Origin of the sequence: Streptomyces sp. AHU1, from assembly GCF_045343905.1 — a bacterium.
Taxonomy (GTDB): Bacteria; Actinomycetota; Actinomycetes; order Streptomycetales; family Streptomycetaceae; genus Streptomyces; species Streptomyces triticiradicis.
This window is the reverse complement of the sequence record NZ_CP174283.1, coordinates 4,079,265-4,093,473: the sequence shown is the minus strand read 5'-3', so window position 1 is coordinate 4,093,473 and position 14,209 is coordinate 4,079,265. Positions and strand designations below refer to the sequence as shown.

Sequence of the window (14,209 nt, the reverse complement as noted above, 5' to 3'; positions counted from 1 at the left end):
GGCGCCGTCCCCGGCCGCCGCTCAGGGGCTGAGCCGCTCGATCCGCCAGCTGCCGTCGGGCTCGGCCACGTAGCGCAGCCGGTCGTGGAGGCGGTTCTCACGGCCCTGCCAGAACTCGACCGCCTGCGGGGCGACCCGGAAGCCGCCCCAGTGCGGCGGCACCGGCACCTGCTCGCCCTCCGGGTAGCGGGTGCTCAGCTCCGCGTACAGGACGTCCAGTTCGGTGCGCGAGGGGATGACCTTGGACTGCGTGCTCGCCCAGGCGCCCAGCTGGGAGCCGTGCGGGCGGGTGCGGAAGTACGCGGCGGTCTCGTCCCGGCCGGTGCGCCGCGCCGTCCCGGTGACGATGACCTGCCGGGCCATCGGGTGCCACGGGAAGAGCAGCGAGATGTACGGGTTGCGGGCCAGTTCGAGGGCCTTGCGCGAGTCGTAGTTGGTGTAGAACACGAAGCCCTGGTCGTCGTACCCCTTGAGCAGCACCGTGCGCGAGCTGGGCCGGCCCTCGGCGTCCGCCGTGGAGACGACCATCGCGTTCGGCTCGTGCACGAAGCCGTGCACCGCGGCCTGCGCCGCCTGCTTGAACCAGCGGGAGAACTGCTCCATGGGGTGCGCGGCGACGTCGCCCTCGTCGAGTCCCTCGGCGCGGTAGTGCGCCCGCATGGAGGCGGGGTCGTCGGCGATCTCCTCGTGCGCGGCCTCGGCGGCCTCGGCCGCGGCCTTGATGAGGGGCTCGTTCGTGGATTCGTCCGGGACACGATCGTTCACGCGGTCATCCTGCCGCATCGGGCCCCGTTTCCGGGGCGGATGCGGGAGCGGTGTGCTTCGTCACGCGGTGGCACTCAGTGCCGCGTACCCTCCCTAAAGATGGCACTCGGAGATATCGTGCTGGTGCCGTTCCGGTTGGAGGACCCGCCGTACGGGGCATCACCGGGGTGACCGCTTCCGGACCGCGAGTCGGCGGAGACCGACCGAAGAGCATTCGGGATTCTTCGCTCACGACCGTGGAACCGGCAGGCGAGGCGCCTCACCGTCGACCGCCACCCCTACAGGGGCGCCCGGTCACCTCCACCCCGACAACACCATCCGTCGTACACATCACGAGGAGCCGCCTGATGTCCGACTTCGTACCCGGACTCGAAGGAGTCGTCGCGTTCGAGACGGAGATCGCCGAACCCGACAAGGAGGGCGGCGCCCTTCGCTACCGAGGCGTCGACATCGAGGACCTCGTCGGCCACGTCTCCTTCGGCAACGTCTGGGGACTTCTCGTCGACGGCGCCTTCAACCCCGGCCTGCCGCCCGCCGAGCCGTTCCCGATCCCCGTCCACTCCGGTGACATCCGCGTCGACGTGCAGTCCGCGCTCGCCATGCTCGCGCCCGTCTGGGGCCTCAAGCCCCTCCTCGACATCGACGCGGAGCAGGCCCGCGAGGACCTCGCCCGCGCCGCCGTCATGGCCCTGTCCTACGTCGCCCAGTCCGCCCGCGGCCAGGGACGGCCGATGGTTCCGCAGCGCGAGATCGACAAGGCGCACTCCGTCGTCGAACGGTTCATGATCCGCTGGCGCGGCGAGCCGGACCCCAAGCACGTCGCCGCCGTCGACGCCTACTGGACCTCGGCCGCCGAGCACGGCATGAACGCCTCCACCTTCACCGCCCGGGTGATCGCCTCGACCGGCGCGGACGTCTCCGCGGCGCTCTCCGGGGCCGTGGGAGCCATGTCGGGCCCGCTGCACGGCGGGGCCCCCTCCCGTGTCCTCGGCATGATCGAGGAGATCGAGCGCACCGGGGACGCGGAGGCCTACGTCCGCCACGCCCTCGACAACGGCGAGCGCCTGATGGGCTTCGGCCACCGCGTGTACCGCGCCGAGGACCCGCGCGCGCGGGTCCTGCGCCGCACCGCGCGCGAGCTGGGCGCCCCCCGCTTCGAGGTAGCCGAGGCCCTGGAGAAGGCCGCCCTCGCCGAGCTCCACGCCCGTCGCCCGGACCGTGTCCTCGCGACGAACGTCGAGTTCTGGGCGGCGATCGTCCTGGACTTCGCCGAGGTCCCGGCGCACATGTTCACCTCCATGTTCACGTGCGCCCGTACCGCGGGCTGGTCGGCGCACATCCTGGAGCAGAAGCGCACCGGCCGCCTGGTGCGCCCCTCCGCGCGCTACGTGGGCCCCGGCACGCGCGGCGTCCAGGAGGTCGAGGGGTTCGAGGACATCGCGCACTGACCCCGTGCGGGCCGCCGGTCATCACGCGGGGGCGAGCAGCTCCGCGTGGTGGCGGGCGGCGGCGAGCGGATGCGCCCGCAGCTTGCCCTTCAGCTCGTTGAAGCCGTACTCGGCGAAGAGCGGGTTCGACGGGTCGTCGGTGACGCCGGGCGCGCCGGAGGCGTGCGGGAAGGGCAGCGGCTCGATCCGGGCGTCGAGGCGCGGGTTGTAGAAGAACGGCACCGAGAACCGCTCGGTGGCCCCGGCGGGGCTCACCACCCGGTGGTTGGTCGCCAGGAGGTACCCGTTCGTGGCGACCTCCAGGAGCTCGCCCAGGTTGACCACGAAGGCGCCCGGCAGCGGCGGCACGTCGTGGAAGAGGCCGTCCTCGCGCTGCACCTGGAGCCCGCCGACGCGGTCCTGGAGCAGCAGCGTCAGGAATCCGTAGTCCTTGTGCGCGCCCACGCCCTGGCCGGAGCCGTCGTCGGAGCTTCCCGGATAGCGCACCAGCTTCAGATGCGGATGCGCGTGCTCGCCGAAGACCGGGTCGTAGAAACCGGCGGGAGCCCCGATGGCGGTCAGCAGTTCGCGCAGCAGCCGGGCCGCGACCTCGCTCAGCCGTTCCATCCAGGTCAGCGCGGCGGTGCGCAGCTCCGGCAGCGCGGCCGGCCACTGGTTCGGACCCTGGAGCCACCAGTACGCGGGCTCGCCGGGGCGAGGGGGCCGCGCGGGCCGCTCGGCGCCTATGTCGAGCTGGTCCCGCCAGTCCCGGCTGCCGCCCGTGCGCTCGTCGCCCGTGCGCGTGTACCCGCGGAAGTGCGGTGAGCCGGTGTTGTCGAGGGCCAGCCGGTCGGCCTCGGGGAGCGCGAAGAACCGGTGCATGGCCCGCAGCAGCGCGTCGGTCTCGGCCTCGGTCACTCCGTGTCCGGTGAGCTGGAAGAACCCCACGTCGTGGGCGGCGCTGTGGAGCTGCGCGTGCAGCAGCGCCCGTGCCTGCGGGCCGCGGTCGGCCGCGGAGAGGTCGATGATCGGAAGCTGCCGGTACGAGGGGGACGGCCGCCCGTTCGAGGCGTGCGTGGAGTACGTGGAAGACGTGTTCGTCGTCATGAGATGCGTCCGCGGGGTGTACGGGGACCCGGGAGGCCGCCAGGGGTGGGGCGGGGTCCACGGGTGCCGGGTGAGGGGAAGGGGCTGTGCGAAGGGGGCCGGTCAGGCAGAGCGCCGACAGCCCGTGCTCGTGACGCGCACGTAGTCCACGTGGCGGCGTCGAACGAGCATCGGAAGCATGGCCACAGCCTACTGCGGCCCCCGCGATCCATCTGTGATCCGGATCACTCCGGTGGGCCGCTCGGCCCCCAAGGCCCGTCCACCCGGGAGGGACGCGTGCCCGGGCCGCGAACGCGGACGACCCGCGAGCTCGGGTCCCTCCGCCTTGCGGCGACGGGGCCGGCCGGACGCACCGGCGAGCTCGCGGGTCGGGTGACTGCGTTGGATTGGGCCGGCTGCATGCACATCACACATGCTGGTCCGGCGCCGAACCGAGTTCGACAACGGGCCGCTAGCCCGCAGCCACCTCGTATGTCCGGGTTTCCGTCATGAGCCGAACCACCTCCTCTCCTACGTGCGCACCACTCTAGGAACGCGTCCCGGAGGCCTCAAGCGATTTATCGCGGGATGCCGGAGGGGCCGGGGGCTCCTGGGGCGGGCGGTGCGGAAATCCGGAGTACAGCGATTTCCTCCATCTTCGGGGAACGAGGTGTGGGCTGGGTCACGTTCGAGTTGAATGGTGACGACTGAGTGAACTGTCGCGCCGTACACAGACGCAGCCTGCAGGGGGTCCAGGTGAGTGCTTCCCGGCGTAGTGGGACCACCGACGAGCTGGGGCCGGACGAGCCCGGGCGGGACGGCTCGGATCTGCTGGCCGCGCTGCTGGACGGCATGGACGCGGCCCTGTGCGCCTTCGACGCCGACGGGGTCCTCACCCATTGGAACCGCGAGGCCGAGCGCATCCTCGGGTGGACGGCGGCCGAGGCCGTGGGGCGGCGCGGATTCGCCGGCTGGGCCGTGCGGACCGCGGACGCCGAGGAGGTCGAGGGCCGGCTGATGTCCGCCATGGAGGCCCCCGGCCGCCAGGTGCAGGAGTTCGCGCTCCTCACCAAGGACGGGGGCAGGGTGCTCGTGCGCACCCAGTCCGCCGCCGTACGCGGTCCGGACGGCAAGCCCGCCGGGGTGTACTGCGCCTTCAGCGAGGTGCACACCCAGATCGACCTGGAACGGTCGATCGCGCTGAGCGAGGCGCTCTTCGAGGACGCCGCCTGGGGCGTGGTGCTGGTCGACGCGGACCTGCGGCCCGCCGTGGTCAACGAGCACGCCGCCCAGGCCTTCGGGACCGGACGCGGCTCCGTCCTCGGCCGGCCGCTGGGAGACCTGCTCTCCCTGGGCGTCGAGGAGCTGGAGGCCGCCCTCACCCACGTCCTGTCCGAGGGCGCGCCGCCGGCCCCCGCGGACATGTGGGTGGGCGTGCGCACGCCGGAGGGCGACAGACGGCGGTGCTGGCTCAGCGGCTTCGTGCGGCTCGCCTCGCCGCTCGCGGAGGAACCCGTGCCGCTCGGCGTCGGCTGGCTCTTCCAGGACGTGACCGAGGCCAAGCAGGCCGAGCAGGAGGCGGCGATGCTGCGCTTCCGCGCCAACCAGCTGCACCGCGCCGCGCGGGCCGCGGCCGAGTGCGAGAGCCCGGCCGAGGCCGCCGCCGTCCACCTGGACTTCGCCCTCGCGGGCTTCGCCGACCACGCCCTGGTCGACCGGGTGGCCCAGGGCCGGCCGGCGGACGAGGAGGGGCCCGTGCGGTTCGTGCGGACGGTCGCCACGCCCGCCGGGGCGCCCGGACCGAGTCACATCACCGGGAAGGCCGGACTGCCCCTGCGCTACGGGGAGGGGCACCCCGCGCTGCAGTGCGTGGAGCGCGCCGGTTCGGTACGGGCCGACGCGGCCGCCGCCGACCCCGAACAGGCGCGTGAGTGGGCGCTCGCCCGGCAGTGGCCGCGGGACTCCGTGCACGCCCTGTGCGCGGTGCTGCGCAGCCGCGGCCGGACGCTGGGGGTCGTCACGTTCCTGCGGAACGCGGGCCGCAGCCGGTTCGAGCGCGCGGACGCGATGTACGCGGAGGACGTGGCCGTACGGATCGCGACGGCCCTGGACCTGGCGGAACTGACGGAGAAGCCCTGAGGGCACCTCCGGCCGCCCGGCCGGCTCCCCGGAGGCCCCGGGGCGCCCTCCGGTGTCGATCGAGGTCCGGTTCCGGAGTCTCCTCAGCGGCGGTAGAAGATCCGGTCCCCGTACTCCGTCATGACGCGGGCGTTCCACTCGTGGCCGCCGTCGACGTTGCCCGAGCGGAGCAGGGGCGGCTCGATGCCGCGGTCCGCGAGGGCGCCCGCCGCCGTGGCCATGACGGCCTGGAGGAGGGCCGAGGTGACGACGGTCGAGGCGGGGGCGAAGGGCGCCTCGATGGAGTCCAGGGCGAGTTCCGCGTCGCCGACCGGGATCCGCGAGTCGAGGACGACGTCGCAGTGGTCCTTGAGGTAGGTGCCCGACACATGACGTGACGTCGTCTCGGTGGCGTAGGCGACGGAGGTGACGCCGACGACCTTCACCCCGAGGGCGCGGGCCTTCATGGCCATCTCCACCGGGAGCGCGTTGCGGCCGGAGAGCGAGATGATCACCAGCAGGTCGCCGGAGCGCAGCGGGCTGGAGTCGAGGACCGCGCTCGCCAGGCCGTCGACCCGCTCCAGGGCGGAGCCCAGGGTCGCGGGCATGACGTCGACGCCCACCACCCCCGGTACGGCGAGCAGGTTCATCAGGGCGAGGCCGCCCGCGCGGTAGACGATGTCCTGCGCGGCGAGCGAGGAGTGTCCGGCGCCGAAGGCGAAGAGCCGGCCGCCGTCGACGACGGTGTCGGCGATCAGGGTCCCGGCCGCCTCGATCTCCCCGGTGTCCTCGTCCCGTACCCGCCGCAGCAGGCCGATCGCGGCGTCGAAGAACTGCCCGGCAAGCTTGCTGTCGCTCATCGGCGAAGCCCCTTAGAAGTCTCGTCGGCTCGGACGTCCCGGCGGCGCCCGGCCGGCGCGGGGCGGGCGGGCGGACGGCCGGACCGGTCGCCCCGCGCCGACCGTACTCCCGTCGTGTCGCGGATCACGTTGCGGTCTGGACCACTGCCCTGTCAATACGGCTTCCGGGGGCGTTTCCGAGCGCGCCGGCCACGACGCCCGCGGACGGGCCGGGCGCCCCGGCCGCGTGGATCCGGGACGATCGGCGTCAAGCGGTTCGAACGGCGAGGCACGGTTGTCAGTGCTATGCGTCAGAATTGAGTCCAGGGCCAGCGCACACGCCGGTGGACCATCGGGTCTCCGGCAGAGCTAATCGAGGGGCACGAATGTCCGGACTGATCGACACCACGGAGATGTATCTCCGCACCATCCTCGAGCTGGAGGAGGAAGGCGTCGTCCCCATGCGCGCCCGTATCGCGGAGCGGCTCGACCAGAGCGGCCCGACGGTGAGTCAGACGGTCGCGAGAATGGAGCGCGACGGCCTGGTGGCGGTGGCGAGCGACCGGCACCTGGAGCTCACGGACGAGGGCCGGCGGTTGGCCACGCGCGTCATGCGCAAGCACCGCCTCGCCGAGTGTCTGCTCGTCGACGTCATCGGTCTGGAGTGGGAGCAGGTGCACGCGGAGGCCTGCCGCTGGGAGCACGTGATGAGCGAGGCGGTGGAGCGGCGGGTGCTGGAGCTGCTGCGCCACCCGACCGAGTCGCCGTACGGAAACCCGATCCCGGGCCTGGAGGAGCTGGGCGAGAAGGACGGCGCGGACCCGTTCCTGGACGAGGGCATGGTGGCGCTGTCCGAGCTGGACCCGGGCCTGGACGGCAAGACCGTGGTCGTACGGCGGATCGGTGAGCCGATCCAGACGGACGCCCAGCTGATGTACACGCTGCGGCGGGCGGGCGTGCAGCCCGGCTCCGTGGTCAGCGTGACCGAGTCGGCCGGCGGGGTCCTCGTCGGCAGCGGCGGCGAGGCCGCGGAGCTGGAGGCGGACGTTGCCTCTCATGTGTTCGTCGCCAAGCGCTGACACGACCCCCGGGTCCGAGGGCCCCGGCGCCGCCGGTGGCCGGCCTCGTGGTGTCCGGGCCCCCGGCGTCCGGGCCCCGGGCGTCCACACGTCCGGTGTCCCTGATTCCGGATCCCCGTTTCTTCTCCACCCGCGCTTCCGGTGCCCGCGAGGGGCAGCTTCCGGGCGCCGGCCGGGGGGTCGGCGGTCGCTGACCTCCACGTCGGCGCCCGGGAGCACGCCGGACACCGTGGGACGCACTCGGCCCGCACCGCCCCGCACACGTCAACTGCTGTGACTTCAGAGGCAGTTGTGATGCTTTCGCGACCTTGTCGAAACCAAGATTCAGTGTGCCGAATCGCAGCGCGGGGACCGTTTGCGTGCGAGGCTGTCGCGTGAGGCATATGACCTGAGGGCTCTTGACCGTGTCCGAGAGCGAAGGTGCACGGTCGGAGAGGGGGCGTGAGAATGTGCCGCAGACATGGAGAGGGCCCCGGCGCCTTTCGGCGCCGGGGCCTGTCCTCCCCTGAGCTGACCCGGAGCCCCGAGCTCCCAGGGTCAATCCCCTCGGACCGTTTTCCCCGAGCGGTCCGCCTCCCGCAGAAGATCTCCCCCGGGCGACGGCGGTCAATCCTGATGAGTGGTCACTCGAACGAGGGGTGTTGCGGCTGAAAAGGCCGGTTTCGAAACCCTATTCGATAACGTGGCGGTGTGGCGGGAGTGCACGAGAGAGACCGACCGGCACAGCTGGAACAGCGGCAGGAAGCGGTACGGGTGGACCGGCCGGGAAGAGTGGGAGCGGGCCGGTCCGAGCGAGCTAGGGGGGTGCCATTACCGATGGTGCGGCGCATCGACGTGACGGGGGCGGGCGGTGTACGCCTGGCTGCCTGGGAGTTCGCCGATCCTCCCGGGAGCGGCCGGCCGGGGGCGCCCGGGGCGCCCGGCGTGCTCTTATTGCACGGCCTCATGGGCCGCGCCTCGCACTGGGCCCCCACCGCCCGCTGGCTCTCCGAGCGGCACCGCGCCGTCGCCCTCGACCAGCGCGGCCACGGACAGAGCGACAAGGCACCGAAGGCCGAGTACACCCGTGAGGCCTACGTCGAGGACGCCGAGGCCGCCCTCGAACAGCTCGGCCTCGGACCGGCCGTCGTCGTGGGCCACGCGATGGGCGCGCTGACCGGCTGGCAGCTCGCCGCCAAACGCCCCGATCTCGTCCGCGCCCTGATCATCTGTGACATGCGGGCCTCGGCCCTGGGAGCCGCCTCGCAGCGCGAGTGGGAGGACTGGTTCAAGGCCTGGCCCCTCCCCTTCGCCACCCTCGACGACGTACGGAAGTGGTTCGGCGAGGACGACCCCTGGGTGGAGCGCCGCAATCCCTCCCGCGGCGAGTTCTACGCCGAGGTGATGCACGAGTCCCCCGACGGCTGGCGCCCGGTCTTCGAACCGGAACAGATGCTCGAGTCCCGCCGGACATGGGTGTACGACGCCCACTGGGAGGAGCTCGCCCAGGTCCGGTGCCCCGCCCTGGTCGTCCGCGGCCTCGACGGCGAGCTCGGCCGGGCGGAGTCCCAGGAGATGGTCCGGGTCCTGCCCCGCGGACAGTACGCGGAGGTCGCGGACGCCGGCCACCTCGTGCACTACGACCGGCCCGAGGCGTGGCGCGCCGCGATCGAGCCGTTCCTGGACGGCGTGCTCACCGGATGAAGCCGGCGCCCCTCACCCCTTGCTGACCGCCGCCAGGATCTCCGGCAGGCGCCCGGCCGTCCGGGGTGCCGCGAGCCTGAGCCCCAGCAGCGTGATCAGCGTCCCGTAGACGGCGCCCACGGGCAGCAGCAGCCAGGTCCAGCGGCCGCCGTCGGCGCTCACGTTCAGCCAGATCGTCAGGGTGATGACGGGGGAGGCGAGCAGGGCGGCCGAGACCAGGCCGCCGAAGATGGAGATCCAGGCGAGACCGGTCTGACCGGGGGCCACGTTCTTGTAGCCCTCCTGGGGGATGGAGTACGGGAAGCGGGCCGAGGACCAGGCGCCGGTCGCCAGCATCGCGCCGAGCAGCGCGAAGGACAGGCCGAGCACCTCGGGCAGTTTCTCCCACGCCCCGAGCAGCCCGGTCGTCACCGTGGTCACGAGCATCGCGTACGGCAGGGTGATCGACAGCAGGGCCAGCGCGCGTCCGCGCAGTTCGACGTAGGCGTCACGGGTCGAGGAGATCGTCAGCGCGACCATCCAGAAGGCGGACGTGTCCTGCCCGAACTGGTTGTACATCTGGATCCCGAGCATCCCGGCCGCGAAGCACGCGAAGTAGACCGAGCCGGTGCCCTGGAGCGCGTTGAACACCGGCACGATCAGACCGATGGCCAGCGAGCCCACCCACGCCGCCTTGGTCTTCGGATCGCGCCACACGTACCGCAGACTGCGCTCCATGACCGTGCCGGTGCGCCCGGCCGGCAGCAGGCGCGCGAGCCCCGAGGAGCCGCGCTCCCTGGCGGCGGGTTCCGCGGCCTGGAGCGTGGACCCGTCGGGCGAGGTCATCAGCCGCGTCAGATGCCGGGACCACAGCGCCAGCAGCCCCGCCAGGGCGGCCGCGCACAGCGCGAGCTGGACGGCCCCGGCCCCGTACGACCCGTCGCTCACCGAGTCCACGGCGCCGACCGCCGACGCGGGCGGGATCCAGCGCAGCACGTCCGTCACCGGGTCCAGCCTCGACAGGCCGCCCGCCGAACCGAGCCGCTGCGCGCCGAAGTTGACCAGCTGGGCGCCGACCGCGACGACCAGCCCGCTGAGCACCGCCAGGTCGCGGCCCTTGCGGCTGGACAGCAGCCGGATGTTGGCGGCCGCGACGGCCCGCGCGAGGGCCACGCAGACCATCAGGGCGAGCACGAGGGCGACCACCGCCGTCGCGTACGCCGCGCTCCCGTGCGCGACCGAGATCACCGAACCGAGCAGCAGGCAGAACGTGAAGAGCGGTCCGACGCCGACCAGCGAGGCGGCCAGCAGCGCCCGCACGAGCGGCTTCGGCCGCAGCGGCAGCATCACCAGCCGCGTCGGGTCGAGCGTTTCGTCGCCGCTGGGGAAGAACAGCGGCATCACGGTCCAGCCGAGCGCCAGGACCGCCACGAGCAGGACGCCGATCGCGGTGGCGTGCTCGTTGCCGCGCAGCGCGATCAGGCCGATCAGCTGGAGCGCGGCGAAGAGCAGCACGAGCACCGTGGACGCGATGAACGCGGCCCGCCGGCCCGCGGACTGCCGCAGACCGTTGCGCAGGAGCGACAGCTTCAGGCGTACGACGACGGGGGTGATCGAGGCGGCGGAGACGCCGGGGCCGGCGCTCACCGGGACGCCCCGCCGCCCAGCCAGTCCAGGTCGGCCGTGGTGCCGCTCCCGTGCGCGCCGACCAGTTCCAGGAACGCCTGCTGGAGCGAGGGCGCGCCGCCGCGCACCTCCGTGAGCGGCCCGTGCGCGCGGATGCGTCCGGCGGCCATGACGGCGACCCAGTCGCACAGCGACTCGACCAGCTCCATCACGTGGGAGGAGAAGACGACGGTGGCGCCGGACGCGGTGTAGCGCTCCAGGACGCCCCGGATGGTCTGCGCGGAGACCGGGTCGACGCCCTCGAACGGCTCGTCCAGGAAGAGGACTTCGGGGTTGTGCAGGAGCGCGCAGGCCAGGCCGATCTTCTTGCGCATGCCGGTCGAGTAGTCGACGACGAGTTTGTGCTGGGCGCCCGCGAGGCCGAGGACGTCGAGGAGTTGGGTGGCGCGCTTGTCGACCTCGGCGCCGGGCAGACCCCGCAGCCGGCCGGTGTAGCCGAGCAGTTCGCGCCCCGAGAGCCGCTCGAAGAGCCGGAGCCCCTCGGGCAGCACGCCGATCCGGGCCTTCACCTCCGCCGGGTCGCGCCACACGTCGTGACCGACGACCTCGACCGTGCCCTGATCGGGTCTGAGCAGCCCGGTCACCATCGACAGGGTGGTGGTCTTGCCGGCGCCGTTCGGCCCGACGAGTCCGATGAACTGCCCGGCGGGAAGCTCCAGATCGATCCCGGCCACGGCGACCTGCTCACCGAACCGCTTCCAGAGCCCCCGCACCCGCACGGCGGGCACGCCGCCGCCCTTCACTGCCTCGCTCATACAGGCACCCTAAGTGCCCCCGGCCGTTCGCCACCCGTCCCTGCGGGGTCCCGGACGATCTCCCGGTCGTCACCGGCCTCCGCCCGCCCTCACCGGCTCCTTCGGATCCCCGCCGGTCCCTGCCGCTCCCTACCGGTCCCGCCCGCAGGCGTAGGCCAGCGGTGAGATCAGCTCCTCCGCGTCCGGCAGCCAGCGGTTCGCGGGCGTCGGACGGCAGGCCCACTGCACGGCACCCCGGGATCCGACCCGGGTCGGCGGCGCGGCCACCCAGGCTCCCTCGCCGAGCGCGGTCAGATCGAGCGAGGCCGGCGACCAGCCCAGCGCCCGCACCAGACCGGGGATCTTCGCCGCCGCTCCGGGGAGCACGAAGAACTGCATGCGACGGTCCGGGGTGCACGTCACCGGTCCGAGGCCGAGATCCATCCGGCGCATGCGGGCGAGCGCCAGGAACCCGGCCGACTCGGGCACGTCGATCGCGTCGAACGTACGCCCCGTGGGCAGCAGGATCGACGCCGCCGGCCGGTCCGACCAGAGCCGCCACGCGACCGTCGTGCTGCCCGTGGCCTGGGTCGCCCACTCCCGGCGCGCCGGATGGGCGCCGGGTGAGGCACAGGAGAGGTCGCCGCAGGAGCAGAGCTGCACGCCGCCGGCCGCTTCCAGCCAGGTGCCGGGGAACACGTCCCAGTGGCGTTCCTCGACGTAGCGCACGGCGGTCTCCCGCAGCGAATCACCACGCTGGTGAGGTATCTGTGCGGACTCGGTGCCCGCGATGGTCTCTTCCACGTGGGTCTCAACTCCCGCGTCCACTTCGGGTTACGGGGGATACGCGCGCGGGGGAGGAGCACCGGTTCTCCGGCCGGGGCGCACGGGTGCACGTACGGGGGCGCGCGGGAGAACGGCAGCCGGTAGCGGGTAATCAGGGGTGGGGCCGGGCAGCCGCCTTTACCCCGGCAATCCTCATATGTCTCGCATCTTCGGTATGTCCGCGGGGCATTGATCTTCCTGGCCGCTCTCCTCCGGCGACCGGCCAGTGAGGACACGTCAACCCGGTGCGTGGGCAGGCACCGCAGCCACAGGGGGTACGCCATGGCCGCAAGGCCTCTCATCGCCAGGCAGCCGAACGAACGGCTGCAGGCGCTCATCCAGGAAGCGGGCTGCTCGAACGCCGGGCTGGCCCGCCGGGTCAACATGTGCGGAGCGGAGCACGGACTCGATCTGCGCTACGACAAGACGTCCGTGGCGCGCTGGCTGCGCGGTCAGCAGCCCCGGGGGCGGGCTCCGGCGATCATCGCCGAGGCGCTCGGCCGCAAGCTCGGCAGGACGGTCACGATCGACGAGATCGGCATGGCCAACGGCAAGAACCTGGCGTCCGGTGTCGGTCTCCAGTTCTCGCCGACCGTACTGGGCGCCATCGAGCAGGTCTGCGAGCTGTGGCGCAGCGACGTGGGGCGGCGGGACTTCCTGTCCGGGTCGTCCGTCGCCGCCTCCGCGCTCGTCGAGCCGAGCCGCGACTGGCTGATCTCGTCGCCGGACTCGCAGGTCGCCCGCTCGGCGGGCCCGCGCGTCGGGCTCTCGGACGTGGCGGCCGTCCGCGCGATGACCCAGGCCCTCGTCGGCCTGGACCACCAGTACGGCAGCGGACACGTGCGCCCGGTCGTCGTGCACTACCTGAACAGCGTGGTCTCCGGGCTGCTCGCCGGCTCCTACCGGGAAGCGGTCGGACGCGAGCTGTTCGCGGCCGTGTCCCGGCTGACGGAACTGGCCGGCTACATGGCCATCGACACCGGTCAGCCGGGGCTCGCCCAGCGCTACTACATCCAGGCGCTGCGGCTCGCGCAGGCGGCCGGCGACCGCGGTTACGGCGGTTACGTCCTCGCCGCGTCCATGAGCCACCTGGCCGCCCAGCTCGGCAACCCGCGCGAGATCGCGCAGCTGGCGCGCGCGGCCCAGGAAGGGGCGCGCGGACGGGCGACACCGCGGGCGGAGTCGATGTTCCACGCCGCCGAGGCGCGCGGGCACGCGCTGCTGGGCGACGCGCGCGCCGCCCAGGTGGCGGCCGGGCGGGCCGTCACGGCCCTGGAGAACGCCGACGCGGCTTCCGGGGACGACCCGACGTGGATCGCGCACTTCGACGAGGCCTATCTCGCCGACGAGCTGGCCCACTGCCACCGGGACCTCGGCCAGGCCGAGGCCGCCGCGCGGTGCGCCGAGGAGTCCCTGGCCGGCCATCCCGAGACGCGCGCCCGCCGCCGGGCCATCGGCTACGTCCTGCTGGCCACGGCACAGGTCCAGCAGCGCGAGGTGGAGCAGGCCTGCCACACCGGCCTGCGCGCCGTCGAACTCCTCGGCACCCTCCGCTCCAACCGCGGCGCCGAGTACCTGGAGGACCTGCAGCAGCGCCTGGAGCCGTTCCAGGACGAGGCCGTGGTACGGGAGTTCGGGGCGCGCATGGAGCTGCAGGCGGCGGCGTGAGCGCACGCGAGGGACTCCGGGGACACGGGGGGCTCGGGGACGCGTGAGGGGAGGGCGTGCCGTCCGGTGCGGCCGGGCCGGTGCGCGTCCGCCGGGGGCGCACACCGCGTGCGCCCCGCCCGGACCCGCTCCCCGCCCGGCCCCGCTCCCTCGGCGCGGAGTGTGATCATTTCTCTTCCGCGCCGTCCGGGCCCGCGCGCGTGAACGTACGGCCCGTACCGGCGTGAACACCGGGAGAACAGGGGCGCTGTGAGCGGGGTGAGTCGAATACAGCGCATTCGGGTGCGATTTCGTTACCCGTGTCACAGGGCGGGGTGGTC

11 protein-coding genes are annotated in these 14,209 nt (G+C 73.0%); 5 read left to right on the top strand and 6 right to left on the bottom strand.

Annotation, left to right across the window (positions count from 1 at the left end; genetic code table 11):
- Nucleotides 1-21: 21 nt before the first annotated feature.
- Nucleotides 22-660 (bottom strand): pyridoxamine 5'-phosphate oxidase, encoded by a 639-nt coding sequence (gene pdxH / locus ACICHK_RS18255; protein ID WP_406841256.1) that lies wholly within the window; start codon nucleotides 658-660, stop codon nucleotides 22-24.
- Nucleotides 661-1,112: 452 nt separating this feature from the next.
- Here pdxH and ACICHK_RS18250 point away from each other — a divergent pair, with 452 nt between their 5' ends.
- Entirely contained in the window at nucleotides 1,113-2,213 is a 1,101-nt protein-coding gene (locus ACICHK_RS18250) for a citrate synthase 2 (RefSeq protein ID WP_406837757.1), read from the top strand.
- Between the two features lie 21 nt (nucleotides 2,214-2,234).
- Here ACICHK_RS18250 and ACICHK_RS18245 read toward each other — a convergent pair whose 3' ends face one another.
- A complete protein-coding gene (locus ACICHK_RS18245; protein ID WP_406837756.1) occupies nucleotides 2,235-3,299 on the bottom strand; it encodes an isopenicillin N synthase family dioxygenase in 1,065 nt (354 codons plus the stop codon).
- Nucleotides 3,300-4,034: 735 nt separating this feature from the next.
- Between ACICHK_RS18245 and ACICHK_RS18240 the strand changes: the two genes are divergently transcribed.
- Complete coding sequence (locus tag ACICHK_RS18240) at nucleotides 4,035-5,417, top strand: PAS domain-containing protein (RefSeq protein WP_406837755.1); 1,383 nt, start codon at nucleotides 4,035-4,037, stop codon at nucleotides 5,415-5,417.
- Between the two features lie 83 nt (nucleotides 5,418-5,500).
- On the opposite strand, the gene ACICHK_RS18235 is transcribed toward ACICHK_RS18240, so the two are convergent.
- Nucleotides 5,501-6,256, bottom strand: a complete 756-nt coding sequence (locus ACICHK_RS18235; RefSeq protein ID WP_151469370.1) for an SIS domain-containing protein — start codon at nucleotides 6,254-6,256, stop codon at nucleotides 5,501-5,503.
- A gap of 365 nt (nucleotides 6,257-6,621) precedes the next feature.
- On the opposite strand from ACICHK_RS18235, the gene ACICHK_RS18230 reads away from it, so the two are divergent.
- Both ACICHK_RS18230 and ACICHK_RS18225 read left to right on the top strand, forming a co-directional pair.
- Entirely contained in the window at nucleotides 6,622-7,314 is a 693-nt protein-coding gene (locus tag ACICHK_RS18230; protein ID WP_103554111.1) for a metal-dependent transcriptional regulator, read from the top strand.
- 816 nt (nucleotides 7,315-8,130) lie between these two features.
- Nucleotides 8,131-8,997 carry an alpha/beta fold hydrolase gene (locus ACICHK_RS18225; protein ID WP_406837754.1) on the top strand — a complete coding sequence of 289 codons (867 nt, stop codon included), beginning with the start codon at nucleotides 8,131-8,133 and terminating at the stop codon, nucleotides 8,995-8,997.
- A 12-nt stretch (nucleotides 8,998-9,009) separates the two neighbouring features.
- On the opposite strand, the gene ACICHK_RS18220 is transcribed toward ACICHK_RS18225, so the two are convergent.
- The 3 genes from ACICHK_RS18220 to ACICHK_RS18210 all read right to left on the bottom strand — a co-directional run bounded on the left by ACICHK_RS18220 (nucleotide 9,010) and on the right by ACICHK_RS18210 (nucleotide 12,200).
- The gene (locus tag ACICHK_RS18220; RefSeq protein ID WP_406837753.1) at nucleotides 9,010-10,623 is read right to left on the bottom strand and encodes a transporter; all 1,614 of its coding nucleotides are present in this window, start codon (nucleotides 10,621-10,623) and stop codon (nucleotides 9,010-9,012) included.
- A complete protein-coding gene (locus ACICHK_RS18215; protein ID WP_406837752.1) occupies nucleotides 10,620-11,417 on the bottom strand; it encodes an ABC transporter ATP-binding protein in 798 nt (265 codons plus the stop codon). The genes ACICHK_RS18220 and ACICHK_RS18215 overlap by 4 nt, the downstream gene beginning before the upstream one ends.
- 129 nt (nucleotides 11,418-11,546) lie before the next feature.
- On the bottom strand, nucleotides 11,547-12,200 hold the full coding sequence (locus tag ACICHK_RS18210) for a bifunctional DNA primase/polymerase (RefSeq protein ID WP_406837751.1): 654 nt from the start codon (nucleotides 12,198-12,200) through the stop codon (nucleotides 11,547-11,549).
- A gap of 303 nt (nucleotides 12,201-12,503) precedes the next feature.
- Here ACICHK_RS18210 and ACICHK_RS18205 point away from each other — a divergent pair, with 303 nt between their 5' ends.
- Nucleotides 12,504-13,889 (top strand): transcriptional regulator, encoded by a 1,386-nt coding sequence (locus ACICHK_RS18205; RefSeq protein ID WP_406837750.1) that lies wholly within the window; start codon nucleotides 12,504-12,506, stop codon nucleotides 13,887-13,889.
- The last annotated feature ends 320 nt before the right edge of the window (nucleotides 13,890-14,209 follow it).

Excerpts from the sequence above, each read along its gene's own strand:
- pdxH (WP_406841256.1), bottom strand. The coding sequence starts at position 660 with ATGCGGGCGCACTACCGCGCCGAGGGACTCGACGAGGGCGACGTCGCC.
- ACICHK_RS18250 (WP_406837757.1), top strand. The coding sequence starts at position 1,113 with ATGTCCGACTTCGTACCCGGACTCGAAGGAGTCGTCGCGTTCGAGACG.
- ACICHK_RS18245 (WP_406837756.1), bottom strand. The coding sequence starts at position 3,299 with ATGACGACGAACACGTCTTCCACGTACTCCACGCACGCCTCGAACGGG.
- ACICHK_RS18235 (WP_151469370.1), bottom strand. The coding sequence starts at position 6,256 with ATGAGCGACAGCAAGCTTGCCGGGCAGTTCTTCGACGCCGCGATCGGC.
- ACICHK_RS18230 (WP_103554111.1), top strand. The coding sequence starts at position 6,622 with ATGTCCGGACTGATCGACACCACGGAGATGTATCTCCGCACCATCCTC.
- ACICHK_RS18225 (WP_406837754.1), top strand. The coding sequence starts at position 8,131 with ATGGTGCGGCGCATCGACGTGACGGGGGCGGGCGGTGTACGCCTGGCT.
- ACICHK_RS18215 (WP_406837752.1), bottom strand. The coding sequence starts at position 11,417 with ATGAGCGAGGCAGTGAAGGGCGGCGGCGTGCCCGCCGTGCGGGTGCGG.
- ACICHK_RS18205 (WP_406837750.1), top strand. The coding sequence starts at position 12,504 with ATGGCCGCAAGGCCTCTCATCGCCAGGCAGCCGAACGAACGGCTGCAG.